General features: G+C 37.9%; 18 protein-coding genes and 3 tRNA genes. 11 read left to right on the forward strand and 10 right to left on the reverse strand.

Annotated elements, in window-relative coordinates; translation table 11 throughout:
- The first annotated feature begins 402 nt into the window (after positions 1-402).
- From BCU84_RS06190 to BCU84_RS06210, 5 genes are all read left to right on the forward strand, one after another.
- Complete coding sequence (locus tag BCU84_RS06190) at positions 403-1,203, forward strand: 2-keto-4-pentenoate hydratase (protein WP_102527219.1); 801 nt, start codon at positions 403-405, stop codon at positions 1,201-1,203.
- Positions 1,204-1,429: 226 nt separating this feature from the next.
- Positions 1,430-2,809 (forward strand): Na+/H+ antiporter NhaC family protein, encoded by a 1,380-nt coding sequence (locus tag BCU84_RS06195; RefSeq protein WP_102527220.1) that lies wholly within the window; start codon positions 1,430-1,432, stop codon positions 2,807-2,809.
- A gap of 81 nt (positions 2,810-2,890) precedes the next feature.
- Entirely contained in the window at positions 2,891-3,358 is a 468-nt protein-coding gene (locus tag BCU84_RS06200) for an NUDIX hydrolase (RefSeq protein WP_102527221.1), read from the forward strand.
- A 127-nt stretch (positions 3,359-3,485) separates the two neighbouring features.
- A complete protein-coding gene (locus BCU84_RS06205) occupies positions 3,486-4,106 on the forward strand; it encodes an FMN-binding negative transcriptional regulator (RefSeq protein ID WP_102527222.1) in 621 nt (206 codons plus the stop codon).
- Between the two features lie 26 nt (positions 4,107-4,132).
- Positions 4,133-4,606, forward strand: coding sequence for a GNAT family N-acetyltransferase (locus tag BCU84_RS06210; protein WP_198589537.1), 474 nt, complete (start codon positions 4,133-4,135; stop codon positions 4,604-4,606).
- Positions 4,607-4,683: 77 nt separating this feature from the next.
- Here the strand turns inward: BCU84_RS06210 and rrtA are convergent, their stop codons facing one another.
- Positions 4,684-5,319 carry a rhombosortase gene (gene rrtA, locus BCU84_RS06215; RefSeq protein WP_102527223.1) on the reverse strand — a complete coding sequence of 212 codons (636 nt, stop codon included), beginning with the start codon at positions 5,317-5,319 and terminating at the stop codon, positions 4,684-4,686.
- Positions 5,320-5,420: 101 nt separating this feature from the next.
- A complete protein-coding gene (gene queC, locus BCU84_RS06220) occupies positions 5,421-6,104 on the reverse strand; it encodes a 7-cyano-7-deazaguanine synthase QueC (protein ID WP_102527224.1) in 684 nt (227 codons plus the stop codon).
- Between the two features lie 238 nt (positions 6,105-6,342).
- On the opposite strand from queC, the gene queE reads away from it, so the two are divergent.
- Positions 6,343-7,011: a 7-carboxy-7-deazaguanine synthase QueE gene (gene queE, locus BCU84_RS06225; RefSeq protein ID WP_102527225.1), complete on the forward strand. Its 669-nt coding sequence runs from the start codon at positions 6,343-6,345 to the stop codon at positions 7,009-7,011.
- A 159-nt stretch (positions 7,012-7,170) separates the two neighbouring features.
- Here the strand turns inward: queE and BCU84_RS06230 are convergent, their stop codons facing one another.
- The 4 genes from BCU84_RS06230 to BCU84_RS06245 all read right to left on the reverse strand — a co-directional run bounded on the left by BCU84_RS06230 (position 7,171) and on the right by BCU84_RS06245 (position 8,823).
- A complete protein-coding gene (locus BCU84_RS06230) occupies positions 7,171-8,232 on the reverse strand; it encodes a PLP-dependent cysteine synthase family protein (RefSeq protein WP_102527226.1) in 1,062 nt (353 codons plus the stop codon).
- Between the two features lie 226 nt (positions 8,233-8,458).
- Positions 8,459-8,543, reverse strand: a tRNA-Tyr gene (locus BCU84_RS06235).
- A gap of 80 nt (positions 8,544-8,623) precedes the next feature.
- A tRNA-Tyr gene (locus BCU84_RS06240) sits at positions 8,624-8,708 on the reverse strand.
- Between the two features lie 30 nt (positions 8,709-8,738).
- Positions 8,739-8,823, reverse strand: a tRNA-Tyr gene (locus BCU84_RS06245).
- A gap of 124 nt (positions 8,824-8,947) precedes the next feature.
- On the opposite strand from BCU84_RS06245, the gene BCU84_RS06250 reads away from it, so the two are divergent.
- The 3 genes from BCU84_RS06250 to BCU84_RS06260 all read left to right on the forward strand — a co-directional run bounded on the left by BCU84_RS06250 (position 8,948) and on the right by BCU84_RS06260 (position 12,281).
- Positions 8,948-9,451: a VC2046/SO_2500 family protein gene (locus tag BCU84_RS06250; protein ID WP_102527227.1), complete on the forward strand. Its 504-nt coding sequence runs from the start codon at positions 8,948-8,950 to the stop codon at positions 9,449-9,451.
- Positions 9,452-9,583: 132 nt separating this feature from the next.
- Positions 9,584-9,871, forward strand: a complete 288-nt coding sequence (locus BCU84_RS06255; RefSeq protein WP_102527228.1) for a DUF406 family protein — start codon at positions 9,584-9,586, stop codon at positions 9,869-9,871.
- A 232-nt stretch (positions 9,872-10,103) separates the two neighbouring features.
- On the forward strand, positions 10,104-12,281 hold the full coding sequence (locus BCU84_RS06260) for an EAL domain-containing protein (protein ID WP_102527389.1): 2,178 nt from the start codon (positions 10,104-10,106) through the stop codon (positions 12,279-12,281).
- A gap of 28 nt (positions 12,282-12,309) precedes the next feature.
- On the opposite strand, the gene BCU84_RS06265 is transcribed toward BCU84_RS06260, so the two are convergent.
- Together BCU84_RS06265 and BCU84_RS06270 are read right to left on the reverse strand one after the other, a co-directional pair.
- Positions 12,310-12,792: a YchJ family protein gene (locus tag BCU84_RS06265; RefSeq protein WP_102527229.1), complete on the reverse strand. Its 483-nt coding sequence runs from the start codon at positions 12,790-12,792 to the stop codon at positions 12,310-12,312.
- A 147-nt stretch (positions 12,793-12,939) separates the two neighbouring features.
- On the reverse strand, positions 12,940-13,551 hold the full coding sequence (locus BCU84_RS06270) for a DUF4440 domain-containing protein (protein WP_241906369.1): 612 nt from the start codon (positions 13,549-13,551) through the stop codon (positions 12,940-12,942).
- 128 nt (positions 13,552-13,679) lie between these two features.
- Between BCU84_RS06270 and smrA the strand changes: the two genes are divergently transcribed.
- The gene (smrA, locus tag BCU84_RS06275) at positions 13,680-14,270 is read left to right on the forward strand and encodes a DNA endonuclease SmrA (RefSeq protein ID WP_102527230.1); all 591 of its coding nucleotides are present in this window, start codon (positions 13,680-13,682) and stop codon (positions 14,268-14,270) included.
- Positions 14,271-15,059: 789 nt separating this feature from the next.
- Here the strand turns inward: smrA and BCU84_RS20690 are convergent.
- The gene (locus BCU84_RS20690; protein ID WP_157936199.1) at positions 15,060-15,200 is read right to left on the reverse strand and encodes a hypothetical protein; all 141 of its coding nucleotides are present in this window, start codon (positions 15,198-15,200) and stop codon (positions 15,060-15,062) included.
- Positions 15,201-15,822: 622 nt separating this feature from the next.
- Entirely contained in the window at positions 15,823-17,697 is a 1,875-nt protein-coding gene (locus BCU84_RS06280; protein ID WP_102527231.1) for a M2 family metallopeptidase, read from the reverse strand.
- Between the two features lie 193 nt (positions 17,698-17,890).
- Here BCU84_RS06280 and BCU84_RS06285 point away from each other — a divergent pair, with 193 nt between their 5' ends.
- Positions 17,891-18,535 carry a TetR/AcrR family transcriptional regulator gene (locus tag BCU84_RS06285; RefSeq protein ID WP_102527232.1) on the forward strand — a complete coding sequence of 215 codons (645 nt, stop codon included), beginning with the start codon at positions 17,891-17,893 and terminating at the stop codon, positions 18,533-18,535.
- Positions 18,536-18,542: the final 7 nt, after the last annotated feature.

Here is an 18,542-nt window from a genome sequence, read left to right on the forward strand (position 1 = left end):
AGTGTTGTAAAATGAGTCTTTAAAGCTTGAGTATTCAAAGAAACGGTTCAATCATTGATTGAGCCGTTTTTTATTTTGATGTTATTTATGATGAATAATGATCTTTGATACAGCTATTTGACTAGGTTATTTCGCTCCGCTAAGTCTATTCCTTATGTTTAGCCTCTATATCCATGCTATTTGTGTTTCTGTTTCAGTAACATTCTGAGTATCTAAATTAAGTCAGCTGATTTGCGATTTTAATAACTGTCCTTGAAAAAATTCACATTGCACAGTTAAACATCATATGTTTAACTTTATAGAACAGATTCCAACTATTAATCGCTATTTCATAGTTAAATAGTCAACGCACTATTTAAAATCAAAAGATGATTCAAGTTAACTATTACACAAGGATCCAGTGTGGCTCATTCTGACTCAAACAATCTTACAAACAAACTAACGGTTTCAGACAAACTAGTTGGGTATGCCAAACATTTATTAATGCAACGAGGTGCTGCTAAGCCTGTTGCTGAAACGTCACAGACTACTGCACCTGATTCGTTATCTGAAGCGATAACAGTGCAGCAGATTATGGCTGAAATGCATCAACATCCTGTGGTTGGCTGGAAGTGCTTAACCCCACGTGACGATGGCAGTCTTATTGTGGCGCCGTTACTTGGTGAAAGTGTTGTTGAACAAACAATATGCCCAATAGCACCAGTGAACAATCAGGCTCTTATTGAGCCTGAAATTGCTTTTGTTTTAACTGAAGATTTACCCAGCGGTAAAGTATACTCAGAAGCGGAAATCGATAAGGCTGTTGGTGAAACTAGAATGGCTTTAGAGCTTATACAACCAAGGTTTACAAAGGACTATCCAGCTAATCACTTTGAACGCTTGGCAGATGGCTTAAGCAATCAGGGGCTATATTTGGGGCCTGAAATTGAAAAATCTTTAGCTTATAGTGCGTCTAATATTGCTTTGTCACTTCAACAAGGTGAACAACAACAAAATGTAGTGGGAGAGCACCCATGTGGTTTGCCACAAAACCCTTTGTATTGGTTAGTAAATCATTTAAGTGAAAGAGGGATTAGTTTGCAAGCTGGCCAAGCAATCATTACTGGTTCGTATTATGGTGTGGTTAAAATGGCACTAGATGTACCTCTTAAACTCGAATACGGCGGTTTAGGGCGCTTTGATGTGACGTTTATTGCTCGTTAAATTCCACGTTTCAATAAGAACAAACCTATAACCTTGACTGTTTATTCAGTTACCTGCGATATGGTGACTGCTTATTCAGTCATGATGAATTATTCATAGTTGATTTCTTTGTCAAAAATTCTTATTTTATTTGCTGTTTATGTTTTATTTTTGTTGACTCCAAGACATAACGACATTATTTTGCATCTCCATTTTTCAAAATCAAATTTAAACAAGGAAAGACGTCATGACAGAGCCATCTGCGATCAGCTTGATCCCGCCTGTGGTTGTTTTGATATTAGCAATTTTATTAAGAAGACCTATTCTCGCTTTGGTGATAGGTGCTGTTGTGGGTTTATTGATGCTTGAGCCAACAGAAGCATTAAATAACTTTTCAGAAATATCACTTAAAGTCATGGCAGATGAAACCATCGGCTGGCTTATTTTAGTGTGTGGTACTTTTGGTGCTTTGATTGCTTTATTGGTTAGAACAGGCGGTGCATTTGCCTTTGGTAAAAACGCATTAAAAGTCGCCAAAGGCCCTAAATCGTCTTTGTTGATGACGTTTGTATTGGGTGTTGCCATATTCATTGATGATTATTTGAATGCGCTTACAGTGGGTGAAACCATGAAGCGAGTGACTGACAAGTTTCGAATTTCTCGTGAAATGCTAGCGTATGTAGTTGATTCAACTGCTGCGCCAATCTGTGTATTAGTACCATTGTCAACTTGGGCGGTATTTTTTGGCGGCTTGTTGGTAGACAATGGCATTGCAGAAACGGGGCAAGCAATCAGTGTATATATGTCAGCGATACCTTATATGCTGTATGCCTGGGTTGCTGTCATCATGGTGCCGCTGGTTATTTTAGGTATTATTCCTTTAATTGGGCCGATGAAAAAAGCTGAATTAAAAGCACGCCAAGGTATTGGGATCCCTGTCGATGAATCTGCGGATATTCAAACCAGTAATGATTACGCTGTTAAAGCGATGGAAGATGAATTTAAAACTGCTGATCATCAGGGGAAACTACATAATTTTCTAGTGCCGATAATCATGTTGGTAGGCTTTACTGTGTATTTTGACATTGATGTCTGGTTAGGTTTATTAGCAACAATGGTGATAACTATTCCTTATTACGCAGTACAAAAGCTCATGCCATTTGCAGAGATGATGGAGCAAATGATTGATGGCTTTAAAAGTATGCTGCCTGCAATCGGCACCGTTATCGCAGCATTTATTTTCAAAGATGTATGCGATCAATTATTGCTACCGCAATTTGTCATTGAAAGCTTAAGCCCATATATGACAGCGCAGCTGTTACCGGCTGTGGTATTTATTGCTATGGCAATACTCGCGTTTGCTACAGGTTCTAGTTGGGGAATATTTGCGGTATCTATACCGATTGTTATGCCATTAGCACAAGCTGTTAATGCTGATATTCCTTTGGTGATTGGCGCACTATTATCAGCTTCATCTTTTGGTAGCCAGGCTTGTTTTTATAGTGATTCGACTGTACTTGCAGCGCAAGGTGCAGGGTGTAACTTGGTGAGTCATGCTGTTACTCAGCTACCTTATACACTGATTGCAGCGGCCATTACTTTCGTTGGGTTTATTGTTATCGCGTAACTTGTGCTTTTATTAAAACCAGTTTACTAAACCAGTGCTAGTCACTGGTTTTTTTATTGTTTTTTAAGGGATTATTTAACGATGTTGAATTTAATTATCAATGACAACGACAACGACAACGACAATGACAAAAGTAACGAACAAGGATTCACTGGTTGTAAATTGGCATTGTTTTATAACGAGCAATTAGTGGTTTATCTACGTGATAATATCAGTTCAATTCCGTTTGCAAATATGTGGGACTTTCCTGGAGGTGGGCGTGAAGGAAATGAAACGCCTGAACAATGTGTGTTACGTGAATTGCATGAAGAATTTTCTATTGCATTACCTACTGAGAGGTTGATATACAAACAACAAGCCATTAATCAAACATCTGATGGTATTTCATTCTTCTTTGTTGCACAGGCGACACAGCTAGAGATTGAGTCGATTCACTTTGGAGATGAAGGTCAATATTGGCAATTAATGTCGATTGAAGAATATATGAATGACAAAGATGCCATTTTGCCATTACAGCAGCGTTTGGCTTGTTACTTAGAGACTAAATAACATTAACTTAGTTAAGTAAGATTATTTATTCAAAGGATAAGTATTAAGATAAAAAGTTAACCTAAACACGTAGCATAGGGAGTTTATATAAGCTTTTATATAAGCTTTTTATATAGCAGGGAGCAATATGTATATACCTAAGAACTTACAAATGGAATCACTTGAACAGATCCATGACTTTATAGATGAATTCAGCTTTGCCATTTTAACCACTCAAGACTTAACGGCTTCACATCTCCCTTTATTATTAAAACGTGATGAAGGAGAACTAGGCACTTTATATGGTCATCTTGCTAAAGCGAATAGTCATTGGAAAGCTTTTGATACCCAAGCTATTTTAGCGGTGTTTTCTGGCCCTCATGGCTATATTTCTCCCACATGGTATGACAGTTATCCAGCGGTGCCGACCTGGAATTATGCTGCTGTGCATGTAAAAGGGCATATAAGTCTTACGAGCAGCGAAGATACCTTACAAATACTTTCAGACACGATTCAATATTATGAGCCGTCATTAACTGAAAGTGGCGGTTTTATTCCTGAGGAATATAAGCAAAAACTCGCTAAAGCCATCGTGGGTTTTAAAATTGAAATTACCCATGCTGAGGGAAAACTGAAACTAGGCCAGCATCGCTCAGAGGCTGATCAACTAGGTGTGTTAAATGGCCTAGCAAAGTCGTCAAGGATGGACGATAAAGCCTTACTTGCTTATACAAAGAGCCTGATTGAACATTCTGTAAATAAAACCTAATGACTAATTGTGTAAGGCGTGATGGCATGGATAAAAGCGGCAGTGATAGAAAAGACCTCCAAGTGAAAGGCTTTAAAATTAGCACAGATAAAAATGATATTGATATCAACATCATTCATCAATTTATCACTCACTCTTATTGGGCTAAAGATATTCCGATGGCGGTGTTGCAAAAAGCGATAGAGCATTCAAGTTGTTTTAGCGTGCTAACTGAATCAAATCAACAAGTCGGTTTTGCAAGATTAATTACGGACCATGCAACTTTTGGTTATTTAGCAGATGTGTTTATTATTGATGAATACAGGGGCAAGGGATTAAGCAAATGGCTTATCGATACCATTATGAATCATGAACAGATTAAAGATTTTCGTAGAATGATGTTAGCCACACGAGATGCACATGGCCTTTATGCCCAATTTGGATATTTACCTATAGATAATCCAGAAATTCTAATGCAAGTGTGGCGGCCTAATGTATATCAAACATCACTCAACCGATGATATTTTGCATCTACCTAATTTGTGGTTAAAGTATCAAACAAAAATGGGTGAAATTGCACCCATTTAATTTATTCGCTCTAACCAGAAACCAATTTCTGATGTTTGAAAAATCTGATAAGAGGCAACCAAACAAGACCACAAAGTAATCCGCTAAGTACACCAATGAAGTGTGATTCAGTGGCGACTCTTGCATTAATCAGTGAGCTAACACTTTCACTCGCGCCAAAGTACATTTCATAAGCCACTTTAAGACAGACTCCGACGAGTAATAAGTAGCCTGAAATATACCCTTTTCGGATGTCTAATAACGCACCAAAGGTAAATAAGCCGTGCAGTAGACCACTTAAACCGACGTATCCTTTAAGTTCTGGATAAAAGAAGTACAAACCTAGGCCTTCAAGAATACATAAACTGAAAAACAATCCCATAAACTTGCTAGCATGACCTTTGTAGTGCATCTCATGTAAAAACAAAATGACCCAAAAACCAGCTAAGTTCATTAGCAAATGCCATAGGTTAGTATGGAGTAAGTTGCCAGTCGCAATCCGCCATAGTTCACCAGCAGCGATATTGTCGTAACGATAACTGAGTAAAGCATCAATGTTTATGTTTGCCATTGGTGTCATCGTTGAGACAAATAACACAGTGCAAATGACACTGATTACTAGTGCGAAATAGTAGGTTCCTGCACTGCTGTTGCGGCTTCTTGGCATAGTAAAATCCATTTAAATCGAGTCATAGTGTTAATTGTAGCTAAGAATAAATTTTAATCTTTGATAACGATTCTGATTAGAATCAAATAATTCGAATAACGTTATTGCTTAGACTCTAAAGACGCCATCACAGTAGATTTATTACTAAGATAATCATCCAACCCACGTTGACGTAATAAACACGCAGGGCAGTCTCCGCAGCCACTGCCTTTAATGCCGTTGTAACAAGTGAGGGTTTCTTCAGTTACTAATGATAACGAGTGGTACTTATCTGCCAGTGCCCAAGTCTCAGCTTTGTTTAGCCACATTAATGGCGTCACAATTTTAAGTGGCTTATCCATACCTAATGCCAGTGATTGTTGCATGGACTTAATAAATTCATCGCGACAATCTGGGTAACCCGAGAAATCGGTTTCACAAACGCCCGTGATAATAGCGTCGCAACCTAGCTGATACGCATAAATACCAGCAAGAGTTAAGAACAAAATATTTCTACCTGGGACAAACGTACTTGGTAGACCGTTTTCCATCAGTTCATGTGAGACAGGAATTGCATCTCGAGTTAACGCTGAAATAGCGAGCTCGTTCAATAAGCTGACATCCATGACCTTGTGACTGGCGATATTAAGCTGTTTAGCTAATGATTGAGCTATTTCAATCTCTTGACGATGACGTTGACCATAGTCAAAGGTTATTGCATGAACTTCATCATATTCTGTCATTGCCTGTATTAGGCACGTTGTGGAATCTTGACCACCACTAAAAACAACGATTGCTTTTGACATAAAATCTCACTGTAAAACTCATATCGGCTTGTTATTAAACAAACTGAACCTCAGTTGTTTAAGAATGACTCGGTATGAGTTTGAAAAATACATTATCCCGCTATTTTATCTTATTGCAGCAAGCGATAGCAAAAACTTGCAGCTACATTGAAAATCATCTATAAATGCGCCCTCGAAACAAAACATACTCTTTATATAGCAGATAATTATCTGCACTTTTTAAAAGTAAGGCATTTACATGAATTATCCAGTAAACGAAGTGTTTGAAACAATCCAAGGCGAGGGAACGTTTACTGGCGTACCAGCGATTTTTGTTCGCCTACAAGGCTGTCCTGTAGGGTGTTCCTGGTGTGATACCAAGCAAACCTGGGAAGTACTCGCTGAAAACAACGTCTCACAAGAACAAGTTATTCAAGTTGATGGCACTATCGGCCGCTGGTCTGAACATGATGCATCAAGCCTTATTAATGCCTTTAAAGCGAAAGGATTTACCGCAAAGCATATTGTTCTAACGGGCGGAGAACCATGTTTATATGATTTATCAGCATTAACCAATGAATTGATTGACGCAGGTTACGATATACAAATTGAAACCAGTGGCACATTTGATGTGATTTGTCATAAAGACGTTTGGGTTACCGTATCGCCAAAAGTGAACATGAAGGGTGGTTATGCCGTACTTGATCAAGCATTAATGCGTGCAAATGAAATAAAACATCCTATAGCAACTCAAAAACATATCGATGAATTGGATGAATTGTTAAACCCAATAGATACCACAGGTAAAACCATTTGTTTACAACCAATCAGTCAAAAGCCAAGAGCGACTGAACTTGCGATGAAAACCTGTATTGCACGTAACTGGCGATTATCAATCCAAACACATAAGTATTTAGATATTGATTAATAAGTTGTACAAGAGAACTTCACGTTAAGTTACTCAGCATTCTGATTATAAAAAAAACCGCTATTAAGCGGTTTTTTTATGCAAACTAATCAGTCAATAAATAGGCTATTTGAGGGAGCTAGACTATTTGAGTAAGCTAGACTATCTGAGTAAGCGAGACTATTTAAGTGAACCAGACGTATTAAACTTTTCTAACAATGCATCATACTGCGCTGTTGAGCCGATATTGTTATCAATCCATTGTGCATTGTAATAAGTATCAAGATAACGTTCACCTGAATCACATAAAAGCGTCACTAGCGAACCTGTTTGGCCTGCTTGTTTCATTGCGCAGGCAAGTTCCAGCACACCGTATAAATTAGTTCCTGTAGAGGGACCGACTTTTCTTCCAATCAACTTGGCAAGCCAATTCATGGTTGCAAGAGAAGCAGCGTCTGGAATTTTTTTCATGTCATCTACAACACCTGCAATAAATGAAGGCTCAACTCTTGGTCGACCAATACCCTCAATTTTACTGCCATTTTCACACGTGATTGATTGATCGCCTTGATGATAGTAGTCATAAAAGACCGAGTTTTCTGGGTCTACAACACATAACTTGGTCGATAATTGCTGATAGTTCAAATAACGCCCTATGGTAGCGGATGTGCCACCAGTGCCTGGACTCATCACAATCCATTCAGGAATTGGATAGGGCTCTTTTTGCATTTGATTAAATATAGAATCAGCGATGTTGTTATTACCACGCCAATCGGTCGCACGTTCAGCATAAGTAAATTGATCCATATAGTGACCATTTAATTCCTCTGCTAAACGTTGAGATTCTGCATATATCTTACTGCTATGATCAACAAAGTGGCATTGGCCGCCATAAAATTCGATTTGCTCAATTTTGGTTTTTGCGGTCGATGAAGGCATGACGGCAATAAAAGGTAGACCTAATAAACGTGAAAAATATGCTTCTGATACGGCAGTGCTGCCTGATGATGACTCTATGATACTGGTATGTTCGTTTACCCAGCCGTTGGATATGGCATATAAGAACAATGATCGAGCTAATCGGTGTTTGAGACTGCCAGTTGGGTGAGTGCTTTCATCTTTAAGGTAAATATCGATGCCATCAAGTTGCGGAAGGTCTAATTTGATTAAGTGCGTGTCAGCGCTTCTCTGAAAGTCCGCTTCAATTTTGGCGATTGCCTGTTTAACCCATTGTTTAGACATAATGGAACCTTTAAATGAAAAGAGATCAATATCATAGTCTTATTTATATTTTGCTTAAAGGATGTTTTAGCTGATGAAAGGTAAAAATCATTAATTTACAGTTAGGTAATAGAAGGCGTTCTGGTTAATGTGAACAAGATCAAACAAAAAATATCAGTTTAAAAACGGAGCAGACTTAATCAAGAAATAAAGAATAAAATGAGATTTCATTTTAAAGCATAAGAAGTGGTGGAGGGAGAAGGATTCGAACCTTCGAAGGCTGAGCCGTCAGATTTACAGTCTGATCCCTTTGGCCACTCGGGAACCCCTCCACATTTTCTTACTTGTCTTACTTTTTATGCAAAATTGTTGGCCACAACAATTTATTTTTAATAATAACCATACCGATAAATGGTGGAGGGAGAAGGATTCGAACCTTCGAAGGCTGAGCCGTCAGATTTACAGTCTGATCCCTTTGGCCACTCGGGAACCCCTCCACGAAACGGTATATTTATCATTGGTGCAAATGGTGGAGGGAGAAGGATTCGAACCTTCGAAGGCTGAGCCGTCAGATTTACAGTCTGATCCCTTTGGCCACTCGGGAACCCCTCCTCAATTGCGGCGAGAATAATAGTCACGAATTAAATATAAGTAAAGCCAAAATCGAAAATAACTCTCAAGTATTTGTTCAAGTGGTCGATAAAATAACAATCGCAGTAATTAATGATGTTTTTATATGCAAATTGAGTTTCCTTTAGTCAATGAACTACAACTGGGCAATCGTTTAAATGATGCGATTGAACATGATCGTCGTGGTGAATTTGGCCTTCTTTTATCTATGTTGTCTGTTGATGCTCGTGACATGTCACAATTTCAACTTGATAAAGAACTCAATGTCGATGAAAAACTATACAAAACTTTTCAGTTACCTCAAGCTCAACAACTCGTATGTGATTTATCACAACAGCAAGCTATAGATAACGCCACTGATTTTCAACGCGGCGGGGTATCGCAATTTCATTTACAACAAGCTTTAAAACCCGAAGCATTAGTGACTCGCGGGCAATATGAGGATGAAATGCAAATCGTTTTGGCTAATTGCGATGAGCTTACTAAATTAAAACACCAACAATCAGTTCCAGAAATTACAGAAATAAATCAAATTCATTTCTTAGATCAATTAGCCACTCAGCGTAAAATAAGTGAGACTTTAGCAAACCAGCTTTATGCAGTTGCTTGATTTTTAAACTGTAATGATTGTTGTTGTCACATTTGTTGAATATTATGTTCTGCTAATTGTGTGAACTAGCTAGATAATAAATGACAGTTTTTACGTTATGCTGACGCTTTATAGCAGTGAAAGGCGATTAATATGATTAAAACGATTACTAAGCAAGACGTTCAAGTTAGTGATAGCTGTAATGATTGTGGTTCATTTGTTGATATCGGTACTGTGATCGATGAACAAGATACACAGTTGATTTTGCAAGTTGAAGGCGAAACAGCCTTAGCGGATGCTCAGGCGATTATTGAAAAAGCAGAAACACGTTTTGACTCTGTTAACACTCGTTTTGATGAAACCGACAATCACATCACGGTGTTTATTGAGTTTGAATTTACAGCTGAAAAAATGATTTTTCAGTTAGAAAACAGTCTGTAAAAGCGAAAACTCTTGGTTACAATCTAAATTTAAGGGTTACATCTTGCAATTTTATGTCGTAAGTGTAACCTTCGTAACACTAATACTTTTGGGATAGACCTTTTGTTTATTCCTATATACAGGTTTTTTTCTGTATAACACTTATGGGTATGATAATTACCCTGATTTTAAATGGATAAAGACCTCCTAAGAATGAGGTCAACCCGATTGCTATGCTGTCTTTTTGGGAATAATAATGAAGCAAACTGAGCAACACTTATTAGAGTTAATTGTAAACTCTGTGGCTAAAGAAAAGGGGGACTTCACCGGAACCTCTGAATTAGTCTGTAAATTGCTGTTGAAGCATTTTAATGCCACTTGTGTGTCTGTTATTTCTCTACGAAATAAAGCACTTGAGCAAAAAGTTGTTGCCTGCCTTTCCCCTGTAGTCGCTATTAGTGATGCGATTAAGCAATTACGTCATGATAATTTTGCCTCTGAATCATATTTTGAAGAAATCCGCCGTTATAGACACATTGCCAGTAGCATTTCAGCAACTGATAAGCGTTTAAGCTGTTTTTCTGACTATTATAAACAAACTGGAATTGAATCTAATCTTGATGTGGCCATCCGAATAAATGGCCATATCGAAGGTCTACTTTGTATTGAGTTTGATCACCAAGTTGAATTATCCATACCAAACATAGAATTTGCATGTCAATTTGCAGATCAATTAGCACTGACCCTCGCAACGCGTTATGCCTATGACAATAATGAACGACTAACTTTATTTCATAGTGCGACAGAACAAGCTAAGCATGTACTGATGTTAATCAATCTGAAAACTCAGATCATTGAGTACGTCAATCCTGCTCATGAAAAGATGACAGGGCTTGCTCGCGAAATTGTTCAAGATAACGAGTTAATTACTTTAGATTTTTTCCGTGGTAAACGCGAACTTGCCAATGAACTCACTGAAAAAATAATTGCTGGTGAAACGATTCAAGGTGAAGCAGAGCTGGAGAGAGTCGATAACACTAAATACTGGGTACAGTATCAAGCCAACCGCTTTGTAACTGAGCAAGGTAATTATTATGCCTTGGTTTCTTGTATTAATGTTTCTGAGCAGCGTCGACATAAAGACGAATTAGAAAACCTTGCTTGGAATTGTACTTTAACAGGCTTGCATAATCGGCTGCATTTCACCCAGCAACTTGACCGAGCTTCAAATGGTATACTGTTTTTAATCGATTTGATGGGCTTCAAACGTTTTAATGACACCAGTGGTCATGAGCAAGGTGATGCACTGTTAACTGAAGTTGCACGTAGATTAAAACACTTCGCACTAAGTAATAATGCCATTGATGTTGCACGTGTAGGCAGTGATGAGTTTGCCGTTTTGTTACCTGATCTTGAATCAACAGAAATTCTTGAAGAAGTTGTTTTTAAGCTTTATCAAAAGCTAGCTGTTCCTTCTGTTATCGGTCGCGAAAAAGTTGATCCTAAAGCAGCCATCGCGGTTGTGGATGTCGCTGCTGTTGCATCACAATTCTCGCCTTTATCTTGTGCTGATATTGCACTGCAATATGCCAAGAAGAAAGCCATGTTGAATTTTCAGATATTCAATGATGATTTATTAGCCACGTTTAAAAATAATGCTGATATAGAAAGAGATTTAATGTCTGCTATCCGTGGTAGGCAATTTGAACTCTATTATCAGCCGTTAATGGATTTAAAAAACCACAAGTATATTGGTGCTGAGGCGTTAATACGCTGGCATCACCCTAAAAAGGGCATACTTTATCCTGGTGCGTTCATTGAAATAGCAGAACAATCAGGAATGATTAATGCTATCGGTGACTGGGTACTCGAAGCGGCTTGTAAACAGCTTAATTTATGGCAGCGTAAAGATGTCGACATAGTGATGCATGTTAACGTTGCAGCAAGACAGTTCTTCAGTGGCAATTTATTCGAGCAAGTTTGGAATTTAGTCACTCGTTATAGAATAAAACCACAGAGTTTGATTCTAGAAATAACAGAAACTGAATTAATGGGTGATATTCGACATGCCACTCGCTTGTGTCAAGAATTAGCTGACTTGGGTGTAGGCTTAGCCATTGACGACTTTGGTACGGGCTATAGCTCTATGCGTTATCTAAAGCAATTTCCTATTACTAAATTAAAAATAGATCGTTCATTTATATCAGATTTAACCACTAGCCATGAAAGCCGAGAGATAGTTAGCGCAATTATCGCAATGGCCAAAGCCTTGAACATATCATTGACAGCGGAAGGGGTTGAAACTAAAGAGCAGGAAATATTCCTCGAAGATAGTAGTTGCCATCATGCACAAGGGTATTTATACAGTCCCGCTATAAGAGAAAACGAATTTTCAAAGTTCATTTTTGAGCAAAATACAGCGGTTCATTAAGCATTGATGTCACTTTAAAACTTTAACGTTAGACAATTTTTCGCATGCAACAAGCTTTAAACTTTTTTCCACTGTAGCAAACGCACTTATCATTTCGTTTGGGTAACTCAGCCGCTCTTTGTTCTCCTTCTGTGTAATACCACATGCCATTCAACTTCTGAAATTGTGAACACTCGTAAATAGCATCGATGTCATTATTGTTTATATACCATGCTTTAAAAGTGACTGTGCCTTCGACCAAATCATTTTGCGATTCTTCTACGTCTAATCCTAACCATTCAGTGTCATTTGCGCCTTGCGCTAGAAGTTCAACGGTTAAGCCATTTAAGTAGTCAGGGTGGTGGGTGTCGATTAAGTATTGATGATGCTGTAGAACAAAAGCGCAATAACGAGAGCGCATGAGTGTTTCTACATCATTTGCAGTGTTAACTTTTAAGTGAAATGGCTGGCAACACTGGGCGTAAGTGAGTGTTCTGCCGCAAGGGCAAGGAGATTGAATGTTTATTGTCATGTTAATGGCTAATGATCTGCTGGCATTTTATTGATTAGTATTGAAATGACAATGGTACAGATTTTTAAAGCGTAACAGAATATCTTTATCGATTCACCGTCGTTATGGCATTTCTAATTGCGATTTTATTGACTGAACATGAACAAATTAATGGTCGTGTTCGTCAGACTCTTGATGATTTTCATGTAAAGCCGTGGTTTCTTCATGTGATTCTATTAGTGGGTTAAATTGACGCCCGTAGTATAAGTTTGAACTTGGTTTTGCAGAGAAGTAGAAATCAGGTTTAACTTTAGTATTTGAATCAACGATAAACTTCCATTGTTGCTCACCAACTTTACGAGACACGAGAACAAACTTTCCTGAGAATACACTTGTTGGTTCGCCAGTTTCTTTACGGGGATGGAAACGCACTAAGTAATAACCTACATCGGTTGCATTTTCATCGGTCAATTCTCGGTTGATGACTCTAAAATCGACATCGATATGGGCTGATTTTTTGGCAATTTTCTTAAAAAAGACTTTATACAAGGATAAGATATTTTCTTTACCTGTCACAATTTCTTTATCGAAGGTTTCTGAAATGTAAACGGCATCGTCAGCATAAATTTGATCAATAATGTTGAGATCTAATTTTTCAAATCCTGAAGAAAAGACTTTATAGTTAGCATTAATTAAGTCGTTGTCTGTCATTGTTTCAGCAGTTGAAAAGTGACTGAAAAAAGATAAAACGAAAATAAACAAAAGTTTTATATGGCTCATGTAAATATAATGCTCTTAAAATGAGTTTTAAATGAATGCGTATGCAGTTCAAGATATGGATGACACTATAAATTATTATAATCCGCAGCAAAAGCGTGGAATCTTTACAAATTGTGTAGGAGTTGATGATGCAGCAAGAAGGCAGTGATTTATTTTGGGAAGAAATGGCAGGTGTTAAGCCACTTAAGGTCAATGATAGTCATTTTAATCAATCCACTCATTTGCCGACTGACTCACAGTTAGCAAGACGAGCTGCGGCAGCACAAAACGAGTATTTGGATAAACTTACTGTTGAACCTGCTTTGATATTACCGGTTGAACCAGAGGAGATCATTAGCTATAAAATCAATGGTGTTCAAGAAGAAGTGTTTCGTCATTTACGTTTAGGTAAATATAAAACTAAATCTGTAATAGATCTGCATGCTTATCGTTTGGTTCAAGCACGTGAATTGTTAATCGATGCTGTTCTACAAGCCTATGGGCGAGGTGAGAGAAATATATTAGTTATTCACGGCAAAGGGTTTAAAAGCAAACCTTTTGCTGGATTGATGAAGTCGGCTGTTAATCATTGGTTAGTTCAGTTAGAAGAGGTACAAGCTTTTCACAGTGCAACCCGCGAACAAGGTGGAACAGGAGCTTTGTTTGTGATGTTAGTCAAATCTGAACAGCAACGCGTAGTAGCAAGTGAAACCAATCGCAAAGGCAGCGGCTTTAGATAATGCATATGTCGTTAGGAATATGTGATTAATAAAGCCCGTGGGGAAGGGCTTTACGTGTTGTTTATCTTTGCTGCAGTTATATCAGTAAATAGCCAAGTACACCGATAAGAATCACAAATATAATGATTGTGGTTGTGTTGTTTGCTTTATCACTGCTTTCGTTATTTAAACGTTGTGATCGCTCATTTCTGTGTTTTTGATAACTTTTCTTGTTCATGTTGTGCCTAGGTTTCATTGTTTGAAACCGATTTAATGTTTTAGAAGGCTGCGGGATTAGGTTTGATGTCTTGTAGACTCGACCATAACTCCTGGAGATCATTAAATTGTATTAAGTAAAACAAAGGATATTGCGGCTTAGATACACCGATCGGAGTCAGTATTCTTCTCAATAGAAGCATTCAATCAAAGCTAATGATTAAATCTTTTAAGCAAAAAGTTGTAATCAACAACCATTGGTGACAATCACTAATAGCAATCACTAATAACAATCACTAATAACAGTCATTAATTAACAATCACTCATGTTCAAATATTAGTTAGTAGTACTGAGGTTTGAGTGCTTTTGAAATTGATTCCATTAATAACTTTGTCATTTTCATCTAAAAAAATAACTATGTTTTATCCATAAATGTGAACTAGTGAGACATTTCATAAAAGATATTGTATAAAGCAAAGCTGATGGTTATAAAATGTTTAAAGTCGAAACTAATAAGTTAATTAACAGTAGCTTACATGTTGTTTGTTGTTGCTGAATTATTCACAAAAGGCATCATTGAACCGGCTTTGCACTTACATGACGAAATACAACACTGCCATAGTGATGAAGAGAAAGTGAATGCTAGTTTTGTGGTTAGCATAATTTAATGTAGAACCTTTACGGATCCGTTTAGCTCGACCATTTCTTAGTTTTACATAGTTACTTTTTTTCACACAAAACTCCTTGCTCCTGAATAATTCAAGAAAACAATACTTAGAATGAAGAAGGGCTAATTAATAATTGAATGATTAATTATATTTTTAAACGAAGGCGGGTGTTTAACTGTATTGAATCAACAGAAATCCGAATGTGGATTGTTGATGTAATAGGATCACCTACGCATTCGCTGCACAAGTAACTCCATTCACTTTGTGTTCGAACGTAAATTACCACAAAGACTTGTCTCATAAACGGCTATTTATGTGATCTAGATCGTATAAGTCAAAATAACAACAGGTGTCATATTAATGTCGTTAAAAGGTGTGTAGGTTTTGGTTGCTCACCTGTTTCTCATTTGTTTTGATCTGGTTAAATTGTGGCGTTGTGTTCAGTAAAGGGATAAATGAGATTTTGTGTGATTGAAGAAGCAAAAGGTTATGTTGTTGGTATTTGTATTCGATTTATATTAATTGATTAGGATATGCAAAGACTGACATTAGCAGTCATCAGGTTAATGTGCCTAGAATTGATTTAAGGCTAAATATTACTGTAGCTACAAAAAGAGCACCTTAATTAGGTGCTCTTTAATGTTTTGATTATTTACCAAAACCAATAGGTGTATCTATATTGACTCGATTACCAACCGCATTGACGATTTTCGGTTTTATTCTGCTCATCAAGCCAAACCTGCAATGGCGCAAAATAATCCAATACCGCTTTAGCATCCATTGACTTAGTACCAGTAACAATATTCAGTGCTTCAGGCCAAGGCTGACTGAGTCCAGCTTCTAGCATTTGATTTAACTTATCGCCAGCTTCTTTGTTGCCGTAAATACTGCATCGGTGGACAGGGCCTTCATTACCAGCAATGTCACATAACGATTTGTGAAATTGGAATTGAAGTACATGAGCTAAGAAATAGCGTGTATAAGGCACGTTACCCGGTACGTGGTATTTAGCACCGGGATCGAAATCGGCTTCTGTACGTGCTATCGGTGCAGCCACACCTTGATATTTTTCACGTAAATCCCACCAAGCTTGGTTGTATTGTTCAGGTGTTATTTCGCCATTGAAGACTTTCCAGCGCCACTGATCAATCATTAAGCCAAATGGCATAAAAGCAATTTTATCGAGTGCTTGTTTTAATAATAGACCTATGTCTTTAGAAGCATCAGGTACCTCGTCAAGTAAACCTATTTGTTTTAAGTAGCTTGGGGTGATTGATAATGCGATGGTATCGCCAATAGCTTCATGGAAACCATCATTGGCAGAGCCTTTAAATAAATGAGGCTGGTTTTTATAGGCTCGTTGATAATAATTGTGGCCAAGCTCATGATGAATAACAGTAAAGTCTTCAGCAGTTTTTTGAATACACATCTTAATACGAATATCATCTTCGTTGTCTAAATCCCAAGCAGATGCATGACAAACGACATCACGATCTTTGGGTTGAACAAAAAGGGAACGTGTCCAAAAAGTATCTGGTAATTCATCGAAACCAAGGGATGAGAAAAAGCCTTCAGCTTGTTCAACCATTTTAATTTCGTCATAATTATTTGCAGCAAGTAGGGCTGTTACATCATAACCTGGATCAGCATCTTCAGGTGCCACTGAATTGTATATGGTTCCCCATTGCTGTGCCCACATGTTACCCAATAGATGAGCAGGAATTGGACCTTGCTTAGGTGCTATGTCATCACCATATTGCTCGTTTAACTCGCCTCGTACGTAACAATGTAGAGAATCATATAAAGGCTTAATGTCACCCCATAATCTATCGAGTTCTGCAGAAAAGTCGTCTGGTTCCATATCATATTGACTACGCCATAATTCAGATAGATCAGCAAAACCTAAGTCTCTAGCGCCTTCATTAGCAAGTTCAACTTCTCGTTCAAACAAAGGGCGCATCGGCTTAGCTATTTCACGCCAACCTTGCCAAGCCTCTAATAATACAGCGGGATCTTGAGACTCTGCCATTAACGCTGAAAGTTCAGGCTGCGTGAGACAACGTCCATCATCAAAACAGTATTTCCCTTTGCCATATAAGCCGTTTAATTCTGAACTGATTTGTGCAAGTTCTGCATTCTTTACTGGATCGAGAGGTGCGGGCAAAACAAGGCTACTGCGTAGAATATGTAACTTACGGGCATTGACAGGATCGAGTTCTACATTGGCATATTTGGCGGCTTCGGTAGCAAAGCTAACTGAGCGAGAAGTCATTTTCTCACCAATAGCAGCTGAGAGTGCGGCTGTATCTTCAGTAATAAAATTACTATATACCCATTCAGTACGAGCGCCTTCTATAGACAATTGAGCCAACTCAGCTTCTGCTTGATTAATAAACTTAATTGCTGATTCACTATCAATTGTTGATGTTGCTTTAATAACAGTATTTTGAACTTCCGCTGTTGAAGTGATGATTTCTTCTTCTGCTTGTTGGCAGGCAGTAAGCCCTAATGCAATTGAAATAACCAATGCAATTTTGGACGGCTGTTTAAAAGGGTGTTTCATCTTATCGTTTTCCTTATTTTTATTGTCGGCGTTAGTTTACATAAATAAGGCTTATATTGCATATAAGTTAACAGAACCCGCTGTGATGCCTATAAACCTGCTATTAACTTAGTCTGTTAACAGTAAATTAGATTGACAAGTGTGCGCTCAATGTTTAATTTAAACGAGTGTTTTAATTGAAATGGGTCATGGAATGGCAAGCAGAACAGATACAAAAACAAGAATTCTTGATGCCGCTGAAAAATTATTTGCCGAAAGAGGCTTTTCAGAAACATCGTTAAGGTTAATTACCAGTAAAGCTGAAGTCAATTTGGCATCCGTTAACTATCATTTTGGTTCAAAGAAAGAACTCATTCGAGCGGTGTTAGCACGCTACTTAGATGTGTTTATGCCTAGTGCAGCGGCTGAAATACAAAGGTTATTTAAAAATCCAGAGCTTGCTAATTTGAATGAAATATTTTCATCGCTAATTAAGCCCTTGCTGGAACTCAATCAGGTACGTCATGGTGGAACAACGATTTTTCTACAGTTGTTAGGTCGTGGTTATATTGAGAGTCAAGGTCATTTGCGTTGGTTTATCACAACGCATTATGGACAATATTTAGAAGCGTTCGTAAAAGCGGTTTCAGCAAGTGCGCCGCATATTCCGCCTGCAGAAATGTTTTGGCGTCTACACTTTACCTTAGGCACAATTGTTTTCACTATGGCTTCTGCAGATGCATTAAATGAAATTGCTGCAGCAGATTATGGTGAACATAACGATACCGAAGCAATTATACGTAAAGTCATACCATATATGGCAGCTGGCGTTTCAGTACCCATTTTAGCAAAGGAATAAGGGATTA

It is taken from the genome of Shewanella sp. 10N.286.51.B7 (assembly GCF_002873615.1).
In the GTDB taxonomy this organism is placed as follows: domain Bacteria; phylum Pseudomonadota; class Gammaproteobacteria; order Enterobacterales; family Shewanellaceae; genus Shewanella; species Shewanella electrodiphila.

Coding starts and splice junctions, on each gene's coding strand:
- BCU84_RS06270 (WP_241906369.1), bottom strand. CDS start 13,551: ATGAGCCATATAAAACTTTTGTTTATTTTCGTTTTATCTTTTTTCAGT.
- rrtA (WP_102527223.1), bottom strand. CDS start 5,319: ATGCCAAGAAGCCGCAACAGCAGTGCAGGAACCTACTATTTCGCACTA.
- BCU84_RS06250 (WP_102527227.1), top strand. CDS start 8,948: ATGCAAATTGAGTTTCCTTTAGTCAATGAACTACAACTGGGCAATCGT.
- BCU84_RS06230 (WP_102527226.1), bottom strand. CDS start 8,232: ATGTCTAAACAATGGGTTAAACAGGCAATCGCCAAAATTGAAGCGGAC.
- BCU84_RS06210 (WP_198589537.1), top strand. CDS start 4,133: ATGGATAAAAGCGGCAGTGATAGAAAAGACCTCCAAGTGAAAGGCTTT.
- BCU84_RS06265 (WP_102527229.1), bottom strand. CDS start 12,792: ATGACAATAAACATTCAATCTCCTTGCCCTTGCGGCAGAACACTCACT.
- BCU84_RS06280 (WP_102527231.1), bottom strand. CDS start 17,697: ATGAAACACCCTTTTAAACAGCCGTCCAAAATTGCATTGGTTATTTCA.
- BCU84_RS06205 (WP_102527222.1), top strand. CDS start 3,486: ATGTATATACCTAAGAACTTACAAATGGAATCACTTGAACAGATCCAT.
- smrA (WP_102527230.1), top strand. CDS start 13,680: ATGCAGCAAGAAGGCAGTGATTTATTTTGGGAAGAAATGGCAGGTGTT.
- BCU84_RS06255 (WP_102527228.1), top strand. CDS start 9,584: ATGATTAAAACGATTACTAAGCAAGACGTTCAAGTTAGTGATAGCTGT.
- queC (WP_102527224.1), bottom strand. CDS start 6,104: ATGTCAAAAGCAATCGTTGTTTTTAGTGGTGGTCAAGATTCCACAACG.
- queE (WP_102527225.1), top strand. CDS start 6,343: ATGAATTATCCAGTAAACGAAGTGTTTGAAACAATCCAAGGCGAGGGA.
- BCU84_RS06200 (WP_102527221.1), top strand. CDS start 2,891: ATGTTGAATTTAATTATCAATGACAACGACAACGACAACGACAATGAC.
- BCU84_RS06195 (WP_102527220.1), top strand. CDS start 1,430: ATGACAGAGCCATCTGCGATCAGCTTGATCCCGCCTGTGGTTGTTTTG.
- BCU84_RS06285 (WP_102527232.1), top strand. CDS start 17,891: ATGGCAAGCAGAACAGATACAAAAACAAGAATTCTTGATGCCGCTGAA.